The sequence below is a fragment of the Kribbella qitaiheensis genome (assembly GCF_014217565.1).
GTDB classification, from domain to species: Bacteria; Actinomycetota; Actinomycetes; order Propionibacteriales; family Kribbellaceae; genus Kribbella; species Kribbella qitaiheensis_A.
This window is the reverse complement of the sequence record NZ_CP043661.1, coordinates 860319-877706: the sequence shown is the minus strand read 5'-3', so window position 1 is coordinate 877706 and position 17388 is coordinate 860319. Positions and strand designations below refer to the sequence as shown.

The 17388-nt window shown below is 67.4% G+C and carries 13 protein-coding genes; 6 read left to right on the top strand and 7 right to left on the bottom strand.

What is annotated here, in order from left to right:
• A complete protein-coding gene (locus F1D05_RS41785; protein ID WP_281388905.1) occupies positions 1–5415 on the bottom strand; it encodes an RHS repeat-associated core domain-containing protein in 5415 nt (1804 codons plus the stop codon).
• Positions 5416–5483: 68 nt separating this feature from the next.
• On the opposite strand from F1D05_RS41785, the gene F1D05_RS39660 reads away from it, so the two are divergent.
• On the top strand, positions 5484–5705 hold the full coding sequence (locus tag F1D05_RS39660; RefSeq protein WP_246486399.1) for a hypothetical protein: 222 nt from the start codon (positions 5484–5486) through the stop codon (positions 5703–5705).
• Positions 5706–5831: 126 nt separating this feature from the next.
• Here the strand turns inward: F1D05_RS39660 and F1D05_RS03780 are convergent, their stop codons facing one another.
• Together F1D05_RS03780 and F1D05_RS03775 are read right to left on the bottom strand one after the other, a co-directional pair.
• A complete protein-coding gene (locus tag F1D05_RS03780; protein ID WP_185446022.1) occupies positions 5832–6626 on the bottom strand; it encodes a GNAT family N-acetyltransferase in 795 nt (264 codons plus the stop codon).
• Between the two features lie 21 nt (positions 6627–6647).
• The gene (locus F1D05_RS03775) at positions 6648–8150 is read right to left on the bottom strand and encodes an SDR family oxidoreductase (protein WP_185446021.1); all 1503 of its coding nucleotides are present in this window, start codon (positions 8148–8150) and stop codon (positions 6648–6650) included.
• 148 nt (positions 8151–8298) lie between these two features.
• Between F1D05_RS03775 and F1D05_RS03770 the strand changes: the two genes are divergently transcribed.
• Together F1D05_RS03770 and F1D05_RS03765 are read left to right on the top strand one after the other, a co-directional pair.
• Positions 8299–9081: an ArsR/SmtB family transcription factor gene (locus F1D05_RS03770; RefSeq protein WP_185446020.1), complete on the top strand. Its 783-nt coding sequence runs from the start codon at positions 8299–8301 to the stop codon at positions 9079–9081.
• Between the two features lie 2 nt (positions 9082–9083).
• Positions 9084–9230 (top strand): hypothetical protein, encoded by a 147-nt coding sequence (locus tag F1D05_RS03765; protein WP_185446019.1) that lies wholly within the window; start codon positions 9084–9086, stop codon positions 9228–9230.
• A gap of 61 nt (positions 9231–9291) precedes the next feature.
• On the opposite strand, the gene F1D05_RS03760 is transcribed toward F1D05_RS03765, so the two are convergent.
• The 3 genes from F1D05_RS03760 to F1D05_RS03750 form a co-directional block, all read right to left on the bottom strand.
• Positions 9292–11415 (bottom strand): RecQ family ATP-dependent DNA helicase, encoded by a 2124-nt coding sequence (locus tag F1D05_RS03760; protein ID WP_185446018.1) that lies wholly within the window; start codon positions 11413–11415, stop codon positions 9292–9294.
• Between the two features lie 69 nt (positions 11416–11484).
• Entirely contained in the window at positions 11485–11964 is a 480-nt protein-coding gene (soxR, locus tag F1D05_RS03755) for a redox-sensitive transcriptional activator SoxR (RefSeq protein ID WP_185446017.1), read from the bottom strand.
• Between the two features lie 49 nt (positions 11965–12013).
• Positions 12014–13279, bottom strand: a complete 1266-nt coding sequence (locus tag F1D05_RS03750; RefSeq protein WP_246486824.1) for an MFS transporter — start codon at positions 13277–13279, stop codon at positions 12014–12016.
• 76 nt (positions 13280–13355) lie between these two features.
• Between F1D05_RS03750 and F1D05_RS03745 the strand changes: the two genes are divergently transcribed.
• A complete protein-coding gene (locus tag F1D05_RS03745; RefSeq protein ID WP_185446015.1) occupies positions 13356–14345 on the top strand; it encodes a GlxA family transcriptional regulator in 990 nt (329 codons plus the stop codon).
• Positions 14346–14393: 48 nt separating this feature from the next.
• On the opposite strand, the gene F1D05_RS03740 is transcribed toward F1D05_RS03745, so the two are convergent.
• The gene (locus F1D05_RS03740) at positions 14394–15521 is read right to left on the bottom strand and encodes a M24 family metallopeptidase (protein WP_185446014.1); all 1128 of its coding nucleotides are present in this window, start codon (positions 15519–15521) and stop codon (positions 14394–14396) included.
• Between the two features lie 111 nt (positions 15522–15632).
• Here F1D05_RS03740 and F1D05_RS03735 point away from each other — a divergent pair, with 111 nt between their 5' ends.
• Together F1D05_RS03735 and F1D05_RS03730 are read left to right on the top strand one after the other, a co-directional pair.
• Positions 15633–16430, top strand: coding sequence for an alpha/beta fold hydrolase (locus F1D05_RS03735; protein WP_185446013.1), 798 nt, complete (start codon positions 15633–15635; stop codon positions 16428–16430).
• Between the two features lie 73 nt (positions 16431–16503).
• Positions 16504–17385 (top strand): SDR family NAD(P)-dependent oxidoreductase, encoded by an 882-nt coding sequence (locus F1D05_RS03730; protein ID WP_185446012.1) that lies wholly within the window; start codon positions 16504–16506, stop codon positions 17383–17385.
• Positions 17386–17388 lie beyond the last annotated feature (3 nt).

The window sequence follows — 17388 nt, the reverse complement described above, 5'->3', positions numbered from 1 at the left end:
CTACCTACAACTAACCCTCTGGCCGGGTGGACACTCACCATACCTGCGATAGTACGCGCTAATCTTATGATACTCCCAAAGCCTAGCTCGGTAACGAGTCCGGAAATGGAGTATATTCCCGACAGTGCAACCACTAAGCATCATCCTTTGGCAGGCGCGAATCTGCGACCAGGGACGCGGATCACGCGAATCAGCGACGGAGGAGATGCCGTATTTCCAGATCCTCCATTTCCCTCTGCCGACGCGATAGAATATCCGATAGCCGATCGTCGGACCTTTATATGAATTGCTGTTCTTGTGCGTCGTGGATGCACCAGGTCTCCTTTTCGGCGGCCTCGGCGCCGGCGGATGCACACCTCCATGTCCAACGACTTCCCTCCCACCATTGGTTCCACCGAATTGCAGATGGGTCGGGGGAGGCTCAACCTCGCTTCTGGGACCGCACTCACAGAACTGACCATCGAGGTCGAATTGGTTCAGCGGGTCGCTAGGATAGTTGTAGGCGTTGGCGTTACCACCAGCGACCGGATCTTGCGAGCTGAAAATCCCTGATGTCGGATTGTACAGCCTAACTCCCATCAAAATGAGTCCGGAAGTGGAATTGGCGCGCTGCTTGCTGCCGAGCCAGCCATAGTCGACGGCTCCCGTGAGGTTAGCGTTGCCGGAATCAGCATTGCCGTATTCATCGTAGCGATTCCAGCCGGAGATCGCCGCCGCTGTGGCACCGGCCGAGGGCAAGACAACCGTCGAGACGACATCTCCATGAGGACTGTTAATTGTGAGGTCGGCATTTCCTACGCCCGTGACGGTCAGCGAGAGGTCCCCGCCGACCATCTCGACATAGAGTTGGGTGGTGCTGCCTTTGGTAGCCCAGCTGGGGTTATCTGAAGTGTCGGAGTAGTGACGGACGGTTTGGGTTGAGCCGGAGGCCGTTACCACTGTCTCAGTGGCGCGGCGGTCGAGGGCGTCGAGGGTGTAGCTGGTGCTGGTGGTGCCCTGGGTGATGGTCTTTGCGAGGTCGTTGTCGTAGTAGGCGAGGGCTATGTCGCCGTTCGCTGGGTTTGGGGTGTCCGAGGCAGGCAGATTTGTGGTGCGGCCGAGGACGTCGTATGCGTAAGTGCCGGTGCCGTTGGCGCCGGTGACTGGTCGGTCGGCGGTGTCAAAGGCGCGGGTGACATTGGTCGGGCTGCTGGTACTGCAGGCACCGTCTGCACCCGAGCTTGCAGTGGCTTTGGTGAGGCGGTTGTCGTTGCGGTCGAAGCCGTAGCTGCGGGTGACGCATGGGGTGGCGGTGGGGTCGGTGATGTCGGTGCCGGTCGCTGCGGCGGTGCGATCCTTTACTTGGCTCAATCGTCTGGCGTTGTCGTAGGTGTAGGCGCGGTCGTAGGGGATGGCGTCGCCGGGTGCGTCGCCGGTGGGGCCGGTGAAGGCGGCGCCGTCGGGGGTCCATTCGTGGGTGACGCGGCCGGTGACGTCGTTGTCGAGGGACCAGGAAAGCCAGCCGCCGTTGGGGTCGACGGTGGTGGTGCCGTCGTCGTTGAGGGTGGTGGTTTGGCCGGTGTAGCGCAGGCCGGTGGGTTCGCCGGTGTTGTCGTAGTCGTTGAGTTGGGTGATGCCGCCGGGGAGTTTCTGGGTGGTCATGGAGCCGTCGGCGTCGTAGGCGCCGGTTGATGTCCAGGTGGTGCCGGCGGTGGTGACGTCGACCTTGGTGGCGAGTCCGCGGTGTTCGGTTTTGCCGGCGGCGTCGGTGCCGTCGTAGGTGTAGGCGGTGGAGCCGTTGGCGTCGGTGACGGTCTTGGTGCGGCCGGCGGCGTCGTAGACGGTCGTGGTGACCTGTTCACCCGATGGCTGGTAGGTGGTTTGACGACCCCAGCCGTCGTAGCCGGTCGTGATGGTCCCGGCGGTAGTGCCGTCGGCGTTCTTCGCGGTGACGGCGGTGGCCTGACCGGTGGCCGGGTCGTAGGTCGTGACCTTCTCGGTGTTCGGGGTCGACCCGGTCAGCCCGGCGACGGTGGTCTTCGTAGACGCGGTGCGGCCGTCGAGGAGGTAGGTGGTGGTGTTTGTGCGGGTGACCGTGCCGGACGTTTCGGTGACGGTCTTCGGTGCCAGCAGGTAGGTGAAGGCACCCGTGGTCGTGGTCGGCAGCGACGGCGTCGCACCCGCGGCCGAGGTCGGTACCGCGGCCGGGCCGGTCTGGCAGACCAGGCCCGCCCATTGCGGCTTCAGGCCACAGGTCGGGACTGCTGTGTTGGCGGCGGCCGTGTAGTAGATGGTTTTGGTGGTGCCGGCGTCGGCGCCGTTGGAGGCGGGCTGCCGGGTTTCGATGACGCGGCCTTCGGCGTCGTAGCGGCTGATCTTGACGATGTCGCCGGTGCTTTCGTCGCCGCTAAGGTCGACATCGGTGATGGTCTTGCCTGCCTGGCCGAGCGCCCACCCCTCGGCGTCACCGGTGACGGGTGGCCCGTAGTCGGTCAGCGCCTGGCTGGTCATGTCGAGATCGCCGCCGGTGCCGGGGTCATGCGCCCAGGACGTTTCGGTGGTGGCCAGCCGGTACGGGAGTGTCGTGTCCGGGTTGATGCCCGCGTTCGGGGCGCCCCGGTCGAAGGTGGTGTGGGTGTGGGGCCGGACCCACTTCACGGTGCCGTCTTTCAGCGTCGCGAACCGGGCCGGGCCGTAGGTGTCGGTGACCAGTGTCCCGGCCGGGGTGACGACCGTGTCCTCGGCGGCGTTCTTGATGTCGCTGTTGTAGACGGTGAGGGTGGCGAGCTGATCGACCGATGCGCCGGAGGGCATCGAGGCGTCGATGACCGCGCGCAGCGCGCGTTCGTCGAGTTCGCGGACCGTGTTGCCCTGGTCGTTGTAGTCGGTTGATGTGTACTGCCAGTCACCTGCACCGTACTTGGCGGTGTTGACCGTGTAGCCGGACGCGTCGGTGTACTGCAGATCGGAGTACTGCCAATCCCCGGAGTCTGGCGCACCGGCCAGCGGATGATCCGGCCCAAACACCGCGTACCCGTTGGTGGGGGTGGCTTTCTGGTTCCAGCGGGCCACCGACCCGGCCGACAGGTCGGGCAGGCCGGTCCCGGACAGGGGAACGTTGTAGACGAACTGCGCGAGTGTCGCGGTGCCACCGGCGGGGTCGCCGGCCGGGCGGTCACGCTTGACGGTGTCGAGCTTTTCGCGCTGGTCGACGGTGACGTAGTTCAGCTGGAACGGGACCTGGCCGGGCGGGGTGATGGAGGTGAGGTGGTTGGCGGTGTTGTAGCCGTACTGCGTGGCCAGGTTCGACCGCGGGTCGGTGACCGTGGCCAACCGGCCAATGCTGTCGTAGGTGTAGGTGGCGACCTGGATGGAGTCCATGCCTGCGCCACCGACCTTGTCGGGGTTGTAGATGTCCAGCCACGCGGTGACGAGGCGGCCGGTCGCCGTGCCGGTGGTGCCGTAGTCGAACCGCAGCGCACGGCAGCCGGGGTTGAGCGTGCCGGTGGCCGGACAGGTCACGCCGGGCGGTGCCGGAGCGAGGATCCGGGACACCCGCCCGGACCCGTCGTAGGAGTAGGTGGTCTTGGAGGCGATCCCAGGCTCCGCGATCCCGGCCGGGCGGAACAGGGTGGCTGCGCCGGCGACTGGTGCGGTGGTCGGGGTCCAGGTGGTGACGGTCCCGTCGTCTTCGATGTAGGAGATCGTCGTGGCGGCACCCGTGCCGGTGACGGTGAGCTTGGAGCCGTCGAGGTCGGTGTCGTCATCGGCCGGCACCCAGGTGCCGGTCGTGAACGAGGCCGTGGTGCGGCGTTGCCCGTTGGGGGCTGCGTAGACCAGCGCGGTGCCGTCGCCGTCAACCAGTGCGATGGTGCCGTCGACGCGGGTGGAGTCGACCACCTCCATGCCTGCGGCGCCTGCGTCGGCGCCGTCGAAGTGGGCGACCCACCCCGGCCCGAACACCCCGTTCACGGTGTTTGCGGGTCCGGCGTAGGTGGAGTGGGACCGTGAGATCGACAGGCTGCCGGTGTAGCCGGGAACGGAGATGTCGGTGGAGTCGGTGTTGAACTCGCCGGTCCACAACGCGACCTGGCCGGGGCCGGCGTCAGCGGTGGGGAATCCGTTGCCGAAGGCATGCGGGACACGCTGGATCGTGGTGCCGGGCTTCTGCGACCACGTGCACTGTGACGACGACGCGTAGGTGAAACACACCTGGACGTCGAGCAGGACCGGGACCCGGTCGTTCAGCGTGGTCGGTTGCACCCCGGCGGTGTTGGGGTCGGAATCGAGGAACTGGTCGATCTTGGCGTTGTTGGTGTCCCACAGTGCCGACACCGCCACCCCACCAGCACCGTTGTCGGTGACCGGGAGCACGGTCGGGTCTTCGTTCCAGCCGACCGTGTCGTAGGCGCTGCCGCCGTACCCGGAGATCCGCCACCGGACCTTCGCGGTCGGGACGCTCGATTGGCCCTTCGGTGGCCCGGACGCCTCGATCTTGAGCGTGTCCGTGGTCGTGGTCCGCGGGTCCACTGCCGGTGACGTGATCCCGGAGTCACCCCAGCCGAAGCTGTAGGAACTGCTGCTCGAGATCCGCCCGGCGGGGGTCTCCGCTGTCGCGATGATCCGGTGCAGCCCGGATGCCTGCATTGAAATGGTCGCGGTGTATTTGGCTACGGCCGGATCACTGGAAGGCGTGATCTTCCACTGGCCAGCTGCACCACCCTGGATATTCGACGCGACCTGCTTGCCGTCCACAGAGACCCGGACATATCCAGGCGCGTTGAACCCGGTGCCGGTCGCCGTGACCGTACACATCACATCTGCAGCTGGCAGGTTGTCCTGCCAGGAGTTGATCACGTAAGGCGACGGGCACGAGATCGTCGGCGCCGAGGTCGGTGTGGCGCCTACCCGGATGGTGGACCAGCCCGACCAGGGCGAGTACAACCGGCCGTCGAACGTCCTCGACCGCGCATAGATCGTGGTGTTGTCCGCCAGGTTCGTGTTCGTCTGGCACCCGGCAGTCGACCCCGACGCGAACGTCCCCGTCGTACAGGACGCCTTCAAGGTGCTCGCGGTGACCGTGGTCGAGTCATGGAACTCGGTCACGTACCTGACCGTGTTGCCGTCGGCATCGGTGCCCTTGGTCGAGATCCACGGGTTCAGGTACGGCGAATACAACGCACTCGCACCACCCGGCGGCGCATACGCCACCGCCGACACGAACGTCGGCGCCGCCGGTACCGCCGGGGCACGGTTCCACGTCATCGTCACGTACGGGTCGGCGATCGCGACGGTGGAATAGAACTTCTTCCACGAGTTCGCGTCCGCCTCGTTCCCGGCCGTCAACGCCATCCCACCGGTCGGGTAGGTCGCGGTCGACCAAGCCTGCGCCAACCCGGTCATCGGGACCGAGATCCGGGCCCCCCGGGCACGCACTGGAGAAACCCTTCGCCGCCGACACCGACCCGTACACCGCGCCCAGCGCGGGCTTGTTACTCCACCGCGTGTCGGGTGTGGCCGGCGTCGACGATCTGGTCACGATCGCGGACGCCGTACACGACAGCGACGTCGTCTGCCACAACGACAGCGACGCCGACAAAATGTCCTTGCCCGCGAACGTCGACGTCGCGAAATTCAGGTACGACCGGGCCGTCTGCGTACCGTTGTACCCGTCAAGGTGTTCGCTGAACGCCAGATCTTCGTTCCGCTACTCCTCGCAGGCCTAGCCACCGCAGGCCCCCAGCTCCAGACGAGAGCAGCTGGCAACGGTAGCCCCCAACCCATCCTTACCGTACGTTTCCGTTCCCTGTTCCCCACGGGCCGCACCCTGGCCGGGCTTCACACCGGGCGGGTCAAGCGGGCGGTTTGGCTACCTGCAGCTGGGTCTCGGTGTCGGTGAAGCCGAGCGCCCGATACAGCCGGATCGCGAGGTACTCCGGGTCCGCGACCATCACCAGAGTCTCGACGCCCAATTCATCGAACCCGTACCTCGACGCCCGGTGCACCAAGGTGCTCGCGAGACCGAGGCCGCGAGCGTCGGGGTGCGTCTGCACAGTCTGGAACCGCGCGGCACCCTGACCGTCCGGCGCGAGTCCGAGTGAGGCCTGCAGTTGCTCGCCCTCGAACGCGCCGAACCACTTCGCCCGGCCGGACTCCACCAACTCGCGAGCAGCCAGCACTCTGCGCCGGTTGAACTCCTCGTACCCGGCGTCGATCTCCTCCAGGCTGGAGGCCGCCAGCGTCAGCCCGACCAACTGCTCCCAGTCGTCATCGCTCGTCAGGAACCTGTACTCCGCCCACTCATTCGGCCGCTTGGGTTCCAGCACCCGCGAGGCGGTCATCACCGTGCTCCGGTCGATCTCCAGGCCGGCCGCGGCCAGCCCCTCCTCGGCGCCGACCGCCCCATCGACACTATCGATGCCGATGGCAACATGTTCCGCCGTCGGGAACTCGGTCCGGAAGAGCTCGAGCCGCGGTTCCACGCTCTCCGACGTGAACGGCGTTCCGAACAGCAGGAAATTGCCCCACCAGAACGTCGGGTTGGCAGGCGTCCGCACCACGACGTAGGTCCCTCGGTCCGTCAGCTCGCTGCCGGCTGCTTCGAGCAAGGCGAGGTCGGTGCGATAGCCCAGACTGGTGATGTCCACGGTTCCATCGTCCGGTCCACGTCAAGACGATTTGCGGGACGGCTTCCATCGGACCGGGCCGCTGCGGCCGGCGGCTTCGGCGATGTTGTGCTGCATCCCGCCGAAGACAATGCCGTGGAACGGTTTGATCGCCCACCAGTAGAGGTGCCCGGGCAGGCCGTGGGGATGGAAGAGCGCTCGCTGCCGGAAGATCGTGTTCTGGTGATCGTCGGTGTCCACGATCAGTTCGAGCCAGGCGAGGCCGGGCAGCCTCATCTCGGCGCGGAGTCTGAGCAGCTTCATATCCTCGATCTCCTCGACCCGCCACCAGTCGAGCGGATCGCCGACAGACAGGTCCTGCGGATTCCGCCGGCCACGGCGAAGCCCCGGACCGCCGAACACCCGGTCCAGTACTCCCCTGGCCCACCAGCCGAGCCGCCAGGAGTACCAGCCGTTGCCGCCACCGATCCCTTCGATCACCGACCAGAGTTGCTCGGGGGTCGTCGAGACAGCGCCTTCTCGCTCGTCTACGTACAACGAACCGCCCGACCAGTCCGGGTCGCCGGGCAGCGGGTCACTCGGCGCCCCGGCCGTGGACGCGGAGGCCCAGCTGGTGGTGACGTCCAGGTCCTGTACGCGCTTGAGTGCGAGCTTGACCGCTCGATCGAAGCCCACCGGCGCCGGCGTGGGATCGGCGACGTACTGCTCGATGTCGTGTTCCTTGCACACCACCTCATGGATCAGGCTGTCCACGAGCGGCCGGGCAATGCTGCTCGGGACCGGCGTGACGAGTCCGACCCAGTGGCTGGACAGCGACGGAGTCAGCAACGGCAGCGTGACGATTCGCCGGGGTTGCAGACCCGCAACCGCGGCGTACCGCTGCATCATTTCTCGGTAGGTGAGGACATCTGGACCACCGATGTCGAACCCGCGGCTGACTTCCGTCGGCATCGTTGCGCTGCCGACCAGGTAGTGCAGGACATCCCGTACCGCGATCGGCTGGATCCGCGTGCCCAGCCAGCGAGGCGTGAGCATGAACGGCAGCCGGTCGGTGAGGTGCCGCAGCATCTCGAACGAGGCCGATCCCGAACCGATGATGACGGCGGCTCGCAGTACGGTCGTCGGAACGCCCGAGGCGAGCAGGATCTCGCCGACCTCGCGACGCGAATCCAGATGCGGCGACAGCACCTCGCCCTGCGGATACAGCCCGCCGAGATAGACAATCCGGCCGACGCCGGCCTCGCGAGCCGCCGTACCGAAGGTCAGGGCCGTATGCCGATCTCGCGACTCGAAGCGGCTGCCGGTGCCGAGGGCGTGGATCAGGTAGTACGCGACCTCGACGCCTTCGAGCGCGGTCGCGAGTTGCTCCGGGTTGCCGGCGTCTGCCTCGGCCACCTCCACGTCGTCGTACCAATCCCGGTCCCGAAGGCGCTGGGGATTGCGGGCCATCGCGCGGACGCGGTAGCCGGCGGCGAGAAGTTCGGGGACGAGGCGGCCACCGATGTAGCCGGTGACTCCGGTGACGAGGACAAGTGGCTTCTCCATAGGTCCTGACCGGTGCCCGCAGCGAAACCGGATCATGCGAGGGCGCTACCCGTGCACAGCTTTGGCGGCTTCAGCCTTTGACATGCACCCATAAGGCTGCCTATTGTGTAAAGGCAGCTAGTGGGCTGCATGTCGGAGTGGAGTGGCGATGGACGAGGTGTTCAGGGCGCTGGCTGATCCCAGTCGCCGACTGCTGCTCGACAGCCTGAACCAGCAGAACGGGCAGACGCTGCGCGAACTCTGCGCCGGCCTGGAGATGGCTCGGCAGTCGGTCAGCAAGCATCTCGCCGCACTCGAAGCGGCCAATCTCGTCACGACGGTCCGGCGCGGGCGGGAGAAGTTGCACTTCCTGAACGCCGAACCGATCAACGCCATCGCCGACCGCTGGATCAATCAGTACGACCGGCGGCGCGTGCAGCTGTTCGCCGATCTCAAGACAAGCTTGGAGAAGGAAACGATGAGCGACAACGATTTCGTCTACACCACTTACATCAAGACCACGCCCGAGCGGCTCTGGCAGGCACTCACGGATCCGGAGTTCACCAAGCGGTACTGGGGGCTCTACCACGAGACCGACTGGCAGGTCGGTTCGCCGATGAACTGGAAGATGGGCGACGTGACGATGGCCGGACCGGGCCAGGTCGTGCTGGAGCACGAGCCGTACCGGCGACTCGCTTTCACGTGGCACCACATCACGGAGGAGTTCGCGAAGGCGGTCGAGATGGACGACGAACTGCGCGACAAGACCGCCGCCGAGCCGTTGTCGAGGGTGAGCTTCGACCTGGAACCGGACGGCGATCAGGTCAAGCTCACCGTCATCCACGGCGGCTTCGACCCCGGCAGCGCCATCCGCCCGATGATCGAGGACGGCTGGACCCGCGTGCTCTCCGACCTGAAATCCTTCACCGAGTCCCTCCCCCCGACCACCTGACCTTGGCGATGCCCAGCGACGACGGACGCCAACGCCTCCTCTGGTTCGTCACCCACCCCGGCAGCCCGGCCGTAGGCCAACTGAAATTCCTGGAAGTACCCGGCGGCCGCCAAGGCCTCACCACCGAAACCCCTCGGCAGCACACCTGACCGAGGAGCCCGGGGACTTCGCCGCGGCAGCCGGGGCCTTCTGCGGATTGCCGCCGCGTCGCTAGGGCTTTCTGTGGATGAGGAGCGGGAGTACTGCATGGGCTCCGGACTCACGGAGTTTTGCGGCGGCGACGGTTATCGGCCATTGGGATGAGGAGGCATCGACGACCAGGAGGACCGAGCGTTCGGCGATCGCCTGGGCCGTCGGACCGTCGATGCTGAGGCCGTCTCGCCAGACGCGGGCTTCCTCGGCCGAGGAGAGGTCGGCGGCGAACGCTGACGCGTCGACTGTCATCTCGGCGCGTTCGAGGCGGCCTATCTCGGCCAGGTGGTTGGCGATCTCGGTGGTCAGCCACCGGTAGCCGGCCGCCGGCAGGGTGACGACGACCTCCGGGCGGCGCGACCACGCGTCGCGCCACCGGGACAAGGCCGCGACACAGCCGGCCTTCAGCGCATCCATCGCCGCCGGGTCTCCACCGGTCCCCGAATTGAAGGTCGAGCTGATCACCTCACGCCACTCGGGCGCATCGGCGAAGACGATGGTGCGCCCGGGCTCGGCCATCAGAGCGGGCGGAATCTTGCCCTTCGCCCCGAACGCACCACCGGGCCACATCTTGCGCGGCTCCAGGACGTGCGTCTCACCGCGGAGCGAGCGGGTGATCGCCTGGACGGTCTCAGGGTCGGGTTTCGCGCTGAGCGGATCCGGCAGCAGGCCGAGACAGACCGAACATCGTCCGCACCGCTCGGCCGACGGGTCGTCCAGAGACTCCTGCAGTAGTTGCATCAGGCAACGTTCGCCGCGGGTGTAGGCGCGCATGATGTCCGCCTCGCGACGGCGTACGGCGACGATGCCGTCGTAGTGGTCCGCGTCGAACGTCCAGTCGCCCGCCGTACGGACCCAACCCCGTTCCACTCGCTCGACAGCGCCGTCCACGGCCAACTGCTTCAGCATCAGCTCGACCCGGCCGCGGCGCAGGCCGGTCTCTGCCTCAAGGGCAGGAACCGTGGCCGGCTGGTCCGGCCCGTAGGCCTCGAGCCCACGGAGCAACCGGTTCACGTGCTCCGGCACCGGGATCGTCGCGGTGGCGAAGTAGTCCCACACACCGGCATCGGCAGGCGACGGCAGCAGCGCGACCACCGCGTGGTCGATCCCGCGCCCGGCGCGCCCGACCTGCTGGTAGTACGAGACCGGCGACGGCGGCGAGCCCACGTGGACGACGAATCCAAGGTCCGGCTTGTCGTACCCCATCCCGAGAGCCGACGTCGCCACCAGCGCCTTCAGGTTGTTGCCCCGCAGTGCGTCTTCGAGGTTCTCCCGCTCAGCCGCCTCCAACCCGCCCGTGTACGCCGCGACCGGCACCGCGGCGCCATGGACCTCCTGGATCGCGGCCGCGAGGCGCTGCGCAGCAGAGACCGTGAGCGTGTACACGATGCCCGAGCCGGGTAGCTTCGGCAGGTGGTCGACGACCCAGGCGAAGCGGTCCAGCGGCGACAACGCATCCACCACCGCGAGCTGGAGACTCGACCGAGCCAGCGGCCCGCGTAGTACGAGGGTGGACTCCCCCAGTTGATGAGCGACGTCGTCCGTCACCCGGGCGTTCGCGGTCGCCGTCGTGGCCAACACGGGTGTCTGAGGGTTCAGCTTCTGCAGCACGTCGGAGACCCGGCGGTAGTCCGGCCGGAAGTCGTGGCCCCAGTCCGAAACGGCGTGCGCCTCATCGATCACGAGCAGGCCGATCTGTCCCGCGAGCCCGTCGAGCACCCGCCGGCCGAAGCCAGGGTTGGCAAGCCGCTCAGGCGAGACGAGCAGTACGTCGATCGCGCCTGAGCGCAGATCGTTCTCGATCCCCGACCACGCGTCCACGTTCGACGAGTTCAGGGTTGCGGCCCGGAGCCCGGCGCGAGCAGCGGCGGCAACCTGGTCGCGCATCAACGAGAGCAAGGGCGAAACCACCAGCGTCGGTCCGGCACCCTCGGATCGGCGGATCGCCGTGGCTGCCCAGTAGACGGCGGACTTCCCCCACCCGGTCGCCTGGACGACCAGGACTCGCGCGTTCGGCTCGCACAGCGCCGCGACGGCGGTCTCCTGGTCCTCCCGCAACCGCGCGGCGTCACCGGCGATCGCGCGGATCACACCCGCTGCGGTACTCGCCCGTTCGTCCGTCAACTTCAGCATTTCACCCATGCCGACGACCCTAGACGCCTCCGCCCCCAGTTCGCTCGCCGCCTGGCGACGCCTGTGGACAAAGGAGGTTCAGGAACACGATCCCGGATGGCAAGGAGCTCCGGACGAGTCGACCAGACGCTGCGGACCGGGTCCCTGCGCCGCGAGGACGTCGTACGGGTTGGCGAGCGCGCAGCGGTCGAGGGAGAGGCAGCCGCAGCCGACGCAGCCCTTGAAGTCGTTGCGCAACTGCTCGAGATGCAGGATGCGTTTGTCCAGCTCCGCCTGCCAGCACTCGGAGATGCGCTCCCAGTCCTGCCTGGTCGGCGTCCTGTTGCCGGGAAGCAGCGCCAGGATCGCGGCGACCTCGGCGAGCGGGATGCCGACGCGTTGGGCGATCCGGATCAGCGCGACCCGGCGGAGCGTGTCCCGCTTGTAGCGCCGCTGGTTTCCGGACGTACGGCGACTGACGATCAGGCTCTGCCGTTCGTAGAAATGCAGTGCCGAGATCGCGACCCCGCTACGGTCGGCCAACTGGCCGACCGTCAGCTCACCAGGCTCGATGTCCACGCGCGCCCTCTCCCTAGACCTCAACCAATGTCGAGGCTAGCCGAGACGCCTAGGCCGGCGAGAGACGCCTGCCGATGCTCGCGGACATCAGAGCGGCCGCCGCACACAACCCACCGGCCAAGTACCAAGCGAGGTTGTAGGTGCCCTGCGCGTCCCGGATCGCGCCCGCGCCGGTCGCCGCGATCGCCGCGCCGATCTGGTGGGACGCGAACACCCAGCCGAAGACGATCGGACCGTCCACGCCGAACCACTCGCGGCACAGTGCCACCGTCGGCGGCACGGTCGCCACCCAGTCGAGGCCGTAGAAGATGATGAACACCCAGATGCTCGGCTGCGCGGACGGCCCGAGCAGCGAAGGCAGTACCAGCAGGGACAGCCCTCGGAGTGAGTAGTAGGCGATCAGCAGGTACCGCGGGTCCCAGCGGTCGGTCAGCCAGCCCGACACGATAGTGCCGCCGACGTCGAAGATGCCGACCAGTGCGAGCAACGACGCGGCGGTGGTCGCCGGCATGCCATGGTCGTGCGCGGCAGTGACGAAGTGCGTGCCGATCAAGCCGTTCGTCGAGGCGCCACAGATCGCGAAGCCGCCTGCCAGCATCCAGAACGCGGGTCGACGCATCGCCGTACGAAGCGCGGTCAGTGCTCGCATCGCGCTGCTACCGGTCGTCTCGACTCGCTGCCCGGCGGTACTTCCCTCCGGTGCCCCGTACGCCCTCAGGCCGACGTCGCTCGGGTAGTCGCGCAGGAACAGCAGCACCAGCGGAACGACCGCGAGCGCGGCGGCGGCGGCAACCAGCGCCGGAACGCGCCAGCCGTACGAGGTCGCGAGCCTGGCGATCAACGGCAGGAAGACCAGCTGCCCGGTCGCTCCGGCCGCGGTGAGGATCCCGGTGACAAGACCGCGCCGTTGCACGAACCAGCGCCCGGTGATGGTCGCCACGAACGTCATCGACATCGAGCCGGTGCCGACGCCGACCAGGAATCCCCAGCAGAGCATGAGCTGCCAGGACGAAGTCATGAAGATGGTCAGCCCGCTGCCCAGCGCGATCAGCACCAGCGCTCCACTGACGACCCGGCGCAGGCCGAGCTTGTCCATCAGCGCGGCCGCGAACGGTGAGATCAGGCCGTAGAGCATCAGGTTGATCGACACCGCGGTGGAGATCGTGGCGTGCGACCAGCCGAACTCCTCGTGCAGCGGGTCGAGCAGAACGCCAGGCACGGAACGGAAGCCGGCCGCCCCGATCAGGGTGATGAAACCGACGGCGGCGACCGGCCAGGCGCGGTGCAGCCGGGGAGTCTTCTTCTCCAGGATCATTGTCACCAGCCGAGGATGACGGAGATTCCGGCCGGGAAACAGTGGCCTGAATGCCACCATGTGTCAAGATATGGCCATGGCCTCTTCCAGTCGCCTCCATGTCGTCAAGCCGCACCGGGTCGTCGTGCTCGCCCTCGAGCCGGTGGTCGGCTTCGACCTGACGATTCCGCCGACCGTCTTCGGCAATGCCACCCGCTCCGACGGCACACCCCTGTACGACGTACGCATCTGTGGGCTGACCACTGCGCCCGTCCGCTCCGCCGCCGGGTTCTCGCTCGTGCCCGACTACGGCATGGAAGCGCTGGCCGAGGCCGACACCGTGATCATCCCCGGCACCTACATCCCTCAGCCGCGGAACGAGGGCACACTGCCGGACGACGTCGCTGAAGCGCTCGCGCTGATCCGCCCGGGCACCCGGATCGCGTCGATCTGCACCGGCGCCTTCGTACTAGGTGCGGCCGGGTTGCTCGACGGTCGACCGGCGACCACGCACTGGCAGCGTGCGGACATGTTCCGTGCGCTCTATCCCAAGGTGTTGCTCAACGAGGACCTCCTGTTCATCGACGACGGCGACATCATTACTTCGGCAGGTCTGGCGGCCGGAGTGGATCTCTGCCTGCATCTCGTCCGGCGCGACTTCGGCAGCGAGGTCGCGAATCGATCCGCGCGACACTGCGTCGTACCGCCGTGGCGCGATGGCGGGCAGTCGCAGTACATCGAGCGGGTGATGCCTGACGAGGGCACCGAGGGAACCGGTCCGACCCGGGCCTGGGCGCTCGAACGGCTGGACCAGGAACTGAGTCTCGGCACGTTGGCCGAGCAGGCGCGGATGAGCGTCCGGACGTTCAGCCGACGGTTCAAGGCCGAGACCGGTCAGTCCCCCGGCACCTGGCTGCTGCAGCAACGTGTCCGGCACGCGTGCCACCTGCTGGAGACGACCGACCTCTCGGTCGACCGCGTAGCCGAGTCGGCAGGTCTCGGTACGGCGGCATCACTGCGGCACCACCTTCGCACCGAACTCGGCGTCTCACCGCTCGCTTACCGCAAGACCTTCCGCGCCGGCTGAGCCGTGAGACGTGCCGCACCCGGCGACCCGCAGTACGGGCGCTTGGTGTCAGACCGCCATCAAGGTGTGGGGGCGTTGGTTGAAGGACTCCACGCCGGTGTCCGTGACCACCACGATGTCTTCGATTCTCGCTCCCCACCTGCCCTCCTGATAGATGCCCGGTTCGACGCTGAATGCCATGCCTGGTTCAAGAATCAGCTCATTCCCACTGACAATGTACGGCTCTTCGTGCACGTCGAGGCCGATCCCGTGACCGGTCCTGTGGATAAACAGCTCGCCGAGTCCGGCAGCCGTGATCACCTCACGAGCCGCCCGGTCGATCGACTCCGCGCTCACCCCCGGCCGCACCGCGTCGACGGCCGCCTGCTGCGCCTCCTGCAGGACCGCATAGGTCGCCGGTACGTCGGAATCGCGCGGCTCGCCGACGGAGTACGTCCGGGTGGAATCCGAGTTGTAGCCGGCCGCGATCGGTCCGCCGATGTCCACCACCACGACGTCGCCGGCCTCGATCACGCGGTCGGACACGTCGTGATGCGGGCTGGATCCGTTCGGGCCGCTGCCGACGATGACGAAGTCGGCCCGCTCGTGCCCCTCCTCGACGATCGCCGCGGCGATGTCCGCGCCGACCTCCGCCTCGGTCCGGCCGGCGCGAAGCCACTCGCCGACACGGGCATGGACGCGGTCGATCGCGGCACCCGCCTCACGCAAGGCCGCGATCTCCGCCGCGTCCTTACGCATCCGCAGCTCGCGCACGATCGGTCCGGCGAGCACCTGGGCTACGCCGGGCATCGCGTCGCGGAGCGCGAGCACGTGCAACGCCGGGGTGAAGTCGCTGACCGCGATCCGCTCCGGACCGCCCAGCCGCGCCGCCGCCAAGGCGTACGGATCATCGCCGTCGACCCAGGTGATGAGGTCGATCCCGAGATCGTCCATCGGTACGTCGCCGAAGCCTGGCGCCTCCAGCTTCGGTACTACGAGCGCCGGGTTGCCGTCGGCCGGGATGACGAGCGTGGTGAGGCGCTCGAACGAGCCACCGGCCTGGCCGATCAGGTAGCGCAGATCCGAGCCGGGCGCGATCAGCAGTCCGGTACCGGCCGCGGCCTGCTTCGCTCGGTCCAATCGAGCCCGCAGAACGGTAGCGTCGGGGGCCTGAAGATGCAGTGAACGTTGGGACATGAGGTCGAGCCTAGGCCACTGACAGAAAATGTCGGAGTGAGTTGTTAGAACTTCTGCCAGCTGGATCGGCACCCCGGGACCAGCTGGATCCGAGCGCGGAAAGGCACGACCATGACGCTTCACCACGTCGCCTACGGCGAAGGCACCCCAGTCCTGGCACTGCACGGCTGGACGCCCGACCACCGGCTGATGACCGGACCACTCGAGCCGTTCTTCGCCGACCTGCCCGGGTACCGCCGGCTCTATCCGGATCTGCCGGGAATGGGCGCCAGCCCAGCCGGAGAGATCGACAACTCGGACGGGATCATGGCCGCGCTGCTCGAGTTCATCGACACCGAGATCGGCGACGAGCCGTTCGTGCTGATCGGAGAGTCGTACGGCGGGTACCTCGCGCGCGGCCTGGTCGCGCAACGGCCGTCGCAAGTGCTCGGACTCAGCCTGCTCTGTCCGATCGGAGTGGCGCTCGAAAATGCGGACCGGACCGTGCCGGACCATGTGGTGCTGGAGGTCGAGCCTGGCCTGATCGAGTCGCTCAGCCCAGAGGAAGTCGGGGACTTCACCGAGATCGCCGTGATCCAGACCGCCGAGGTCCTTCGGCAGTACCGCGAGGACGTGGTGCCGGGCCTGGATGCCGCCGACACCGTGGCGATGGAGCGGATCCGGAAGAACTGGGCGTTGACGGTCGCGCCGGAGAGCGGTCCCGCGTACACGCGACCGACGTTGGTGCTGTGCGGGCGGCAAGACGCGATCGTGGGGTTCGCGGATCAGTACGCGCTGCTCCCCCACTACCCGCGGGCGACGTACGCCGTGCTGGATCTGGCCGGGCACAACCTGCAGATCGAGCAGCCTGAGCTGATGGGCGTGCTGTTTCGCGACTGGCTCGGACGCATCGCCCGGGAGGCTCACTGAGGCTGCCCCCACTGTTTTCTCCGCTCGAAGTTGGCTCTGCCCAGATTGGCTACTAGCCGGTAATGTCGGGGGCATGGTGACTGCGAAGCGTCCGTTCGGCTGGCCCCTGCTTGTCGCCCTGACCAATGGGCGGAGCAGTGTCGCCGACGACCGGCTCGCTGCCGCTGTCCGGGACAAGGTCGTCATGGTGACCGGCTCGTCGTACGGGATCGGTGCGGCGACGGCCAAGCGGCTGGCACGCGCCGGGGCGACCGTTCTGCTGGTCGCGCGGACGGCGGATCAACTGGAGGTCGTCGCCGACGAGATCCGCGCGGCAGGAGGCAAGGCCGAGACCTACCCGGCGAACCTCGCGGACACCGCGTCGATCGAGCAGTTGGTCGCGAAGGTGCTGGCGGATCACGGGTGGGTCGACGTCCTGGTCAGCAATGCGGGCAAGTCGATCCGACGGTCGGTCGCGGACTCGTACCAGCGATTCCACGACATCGAGCGGACGAACGCGGTGAACTACCTGGGACCGACCAAACTGGTGCTGGCCTTGCTGCCTTCGATGCGGGAACGCAGATCCGGGCACATCGTCAATGTGTCGACGGCAGGGGTGCGGACTCCGCCGATGGCGCGCTGGTCGGCGTACCTGGCGTCGAAGAGCGCGTTCGATGTGTGGCTGCGGTGTGTGTCGCAGGAGATTCGCAACGACGGCGTGACGACCTCGACCGTCTACATGGGACTGGTGCACACGCGGATGAGTTCGCCGACTCCTCTGCTCAACAGGATGCCTGGGCTGAGCCCCGAGCAGGCGGCTGATCAGGTGTGCGCCGCCGTGGCCAACAAGCCGCACAACATCACGCCGCCGTTCGTCCGCCCAGCCGATGCTCTGGGCAACCTCCTCCGGGTGCCGACGGACCGGCTGTTCGAGCAATACTTCCGCCGCACCAACAAGCCAAAGGGCGAATCGTGAGCG